This is a genomic window from Paenibacillus terrae (assembly GCF_005217525.1).
Lineage (GTDB): Bacteria > Bacillota > Bacilli > Paenibacillales > Paenibacillaceae > Paenibacillus > Paenibacillus terrae_C.
In genome coordinates, this window is record NZ_PNXQ01000005.1 from 288,521 (window position 1) to 292,586 (window position 4,066).

The window sequence follows — 4,066 nt, forward strand, 5'->3', positions numbered from 1 at the left end:
TTTTATTTTGGTAAAGTGTAAATAACATCAAATGGATTTTTATCTTCAAAAAATTCGGTGTAAAGCTTTGCAGTTTCGTTTGAATTTAATTTCGTATTATATCGTAATAAGCCCCCTAATTTCACTAATACATCAGCTTCCCTTGAAGTCACTATTTTCTTTTGTACTATATTTTCTGTGTTTTTTGGAGTTACCCACGCCCAATCATTCACAGCCGCTTCAGTAAATGGATATCCAAAAGATAACGAACTAATATGAGCATATTCTGAACACAAAGGATGAACAATTAATAAAAAGGCTGCAATTATTCCTGAACGATATCTTATTCTTTGTGCTATTTGAACCTCTTGAGCAAATGATTCTAGGTAATGAGGGATTTCCCCCCAGTTAGAACGTCCCATTGAAACTAGTATTTCAACGGCAAATCTAGTATTTAATTTATTGGCCAATTGTAAGAATATCTGATTGTTTGTAGAGCCGGAGGCGATAAATCCACCTAGACATCTTGCAGCTTCCTGAACGTTAGTGGCACCTTCTGATATAAGCTTCACATATTCGTCCAGTATCGTATCGTCACTAACAAATTCTGGAGATTCCACAATTGTTTCGATTAAAAGTGCCTTTGTACTCTGTTCTTTAACCAAAGGAAACATACTAACAAGTTGAGCAAAGTAGTCACCTTCTAATTCTTCTAAATTGCAATCATTCTTTAATAACTTCAGAGCAGCTACTATAACACTATCATCTTCATCTAAAGTAGCGTTTGTTATTAGCTGTATAATTTTCTCAACCATACATTTCTTCCTCTCACGTTTAGATTAAAAATCATCTTAATATTTGGTTATATTCTTTTGGTCGGTTAGCCTAAATGATTCACTTACTTTATAATTCGTCCTTACATTTTAATGATTCTGAATAATTTTCCAATCTATAACACCATTTTCTTCTTTATAAAGTAGCCTCATTTTATTAGATGCCCCTGTATTCCCCTCTAAGAGATCTAAACTATTCCAACCATCGTCACGGGGATGATCTCTAAATTCCGATAACCTTTTCGCAGCATCTGCATCCCCATTCTTACGAGCTGCAAGATCATCAAGGTGTTGATTGGCTGTTTTCTTTTCTTCTTTAGTAAGATGCCTACGTTCAGGTTTCTGCGTTTTCTTTAATATTCTTTCATCTAGCGCAATCTTTTCGTTAAGTGCATCTCTTGGATTTTTCATGTTGGCATGTTTAATACCTAACAATTTTTCTGGAGAAGGATTATCTGTTGCTTGAGTATTGGGTGGTTTCTCCTTGGGTTTGCTCGGCTTAGGAGGAGTGGAACCATTTTTGCCATCATCTTTGATCATTTGCCAAAGCTCTGCAGAGCTTTTTCCTGTGTTAGATGCCCCAGTATAGGCAGATTTCCCCCCATGATACATAGCACCAGCAGATGCGACTTGCACCAGCACACCTGCTGGACTCAATACAACGGTTCCGTCTAAGATCAGACCGCCGAACTCTCCGACGCCCCCAACGATCATTTCCCCCGTTCCCGTTACGGTACTCACAACATGTCCTACAACTTCGCCCACTTTGCCTGCTATCGGATGTTTGGGATGATAATCTTGTTGCTTATACAAATCCATCGACATGTCTACCTTAATGCTTTCACTAGCTCCCTGGGCAGCATCCCATATGACTTCACCTTGAAGTTGAGATGCTTCCATTTTTGCTTGTGAAGCCGCCATGTCATTTTTTGCACTTTGTTCAAGCATCCCTTCCCACCAAGATTTAGGCTCCTCAACTTGTGGTTTCGGTTGTTGTGCCATGTAGCTGTCATAATTTGCTCTCCAGCGTTGTCTCAATTCCATAGGAATCTGCTGATAGGCATGAGCGATAGCATTCGACTCTTTCAGCAAGTTCTGAACCAGCTCCAGTGGGCCACCGGAATCAGCCACATGACGCGCACTTGTATACACTTTACCTAAAATCCACTTGCTATAGTAGGCTTGTTTGGCTCGCTCATGCTCATACTCACTAATCAGTCCCTCAAGGGCTAAACCAGCCAAATATTTCAACGGATGAACTCCGCTTCCTTTACCGCTTCCTCCAATCGTAGGAGTTCCTTTGCTCCGAATGGGGATGGCTGCGGTTGCTTGCAACACCGTTGCTGCCACTTTACCTGCTGGCCCACCCACCGTATTTAACATTACACTAGCTACTTTTCCCATCACCGGAATAGAGCCTAATAGCTTGGATACTGTCCCCATCAAGGCATTCGCCTGTTTAAGTTCTGTGGGACTGGTGATTTTTGCTTTAGGGGTAGAGGCTTGACTGCTAGATGAATCCTTAGCTGCTGATTGAGCTGCTTCATATGCTTTTATGCTCATTAACGGCGGTTCAGGTACAGGAGGGAGGTCAGCCACGAAAACGGGAGCCTTAACCGTGCCTTCCTGATCAATCACCGGGGCTTTGGTATCCGTCTCGCCATCCAGCACCATGCTACTTTCTCCGCCTTTCAGATACAGCGCCGTACCAGCTTCGAGTGAAAGTTCCTCACCTGCATCGAGCTTCACGTGACCACCCTGAATCTGCACATTCCCTGGACTGTTAACGGTAATGCCACCATCTTCATTTAGTGTAATTGAAAATCCATCCGAGGTGGAAAGGGTCAGTTCTTGCTCAGACATTTCTACGCCGCTACCTTGCACATGTTGCCATACCTTCACATTCGGCTGCCCATTTGCGTGGCGTTGTTGTCGTAGCGAATCTGTCACATAGGCATCCTGCTCGCGATTTGTTGGCAGATATAGTTCGACCTGTTCCCCGATCTCAGGCATATCGTACCAGCCACTATGTTCTTCCGCGACATAACGGGTGGCTACGGGAAACCAGCAGGCTTTGGCAGGATCTTGCTTTGGGTCGATGTCCAGTTGAAGCTGCACAAAATCCTGCTGTACCTTCAGCACTGTTCCAGTCAGCGAAATCCCGGTAGCCTGATCGTTTTCATACCGGGCATAGCGAATATTCTGTTCGGCTTGGAGATCATAACGAGTACGCAGTAAGCCATCTGCTAATGTTGTTACTGCCCGAACCACGACCAGTTCTTTGCCTTGTCCGATGGGTAACGTGATGAGGTCACCCAGTGCATAGTATTGTAGGCTTTCGATCATATAGGTGACATACGATCCGGCACGTTCTCCTGGCTTTTGCGCATCCAACTCATGAAACGTTTTTCGCACTCGATAAAATACATCCCGCTCCACTTTAAGCTGCTTGCCTTCTGGCATCCCGAAGAAAACCTTGGGCGAGGCTGCGGTTACCTCTGGCACAAGTACGGAGCCAAAACGGGAAGCAAGACGCTTTAAAAAAGCCCAATCGGTCTCCTCATATTGTAAAACAAAAGTATCCAGTTTGGCATAATTAGTTACGGTATCAATGGCGTCTCCATACTCATACTTTCGAACCATCGAGGTGACCAGATCATCATAGGTACGGTGAATATCCTGATAGGAACGTTTTTTTAGCTTGATATCCATTTGATAGGAATGGGAAGCAGCCTCCAATTCAAAGGTGTATACTCCACGTGTGCAATTCACAGACATTTGCGTAACGATCCCGTGGAACAGTCTTCTCAGCGATTGTCCCTGATCATCCAACTGACGAATCACAATCGGCTCTTGCTCCATATTTTGACCGATACATGCGGCTCCTTGTTCTTCTGAGAGCATACCATTGATATGTAAAAAGGTATGATCATTGATGGTACGTGTGATTTGAAGTTGATCGATGTGTTGCGGCTGAAAGGGACCATAAAAGCGTAGGCTTTCATACCCGATCCCATCTGATAATAGGCTCAAGTGAGTTCATGACTCCTTTCTAGATGTGATGGCTGATTACAAAAGTAAAGTGCAGCATGTTTAATTCGAGTCTGACGAATAGAAGAAATGGATGAATACAACTTTGAGTCAAGACTCATATGTATCGCTGAGTTTGTTTGGTATTAAGGTACGAGAGGTGATATTTAAATAACAGTCCAGCATATGTATTTATCGGTTAAAAGAGAGATTTAGTTTACAGA

2 protein-coding genes are annotated in these 4,066 nt (G+C 43.1%); both read right to left on the minus strand.

Annotation, left to right across the window (positions count from 1 at the left end; genetic code table 11):
• Positions 1 to 2 precede the first annotated feature (2 nt).
• Positions 3 to 794 (minus strand): hypothetical protein, encoded by a 792-nt coding sequence (locus C1I60_RS04540; RefSeq protein ID WP_137060679.1) that lies wholly within the window; start codon positions 792 to 794, stop codon positions 3 to 5.
• 108 nt (positions 795 to 902) lie between these two features.
• Entirely contained in the window at positions 903 to 3,845 is a 2,943-nt protein-coding gene (locus C1I60_RS04545) for a contractile injection system protein, VgrG/Pvc8 family (RefSeq protein WP_252361558.1), read from the minus strand.
• Positions 3,846 to 4,066: the final 221 nt, after the last annotated feature.

Bases quoted from the DNA above. Each gene is read 5' to 3' on its own strand.
- C1I60_RS04540 (WP_137060679.1), bottom strand. From the start codon at position 794: ATGGTTGAGAAAATTATACAGCTAATAACAAACGCTACTTTAGATGAA.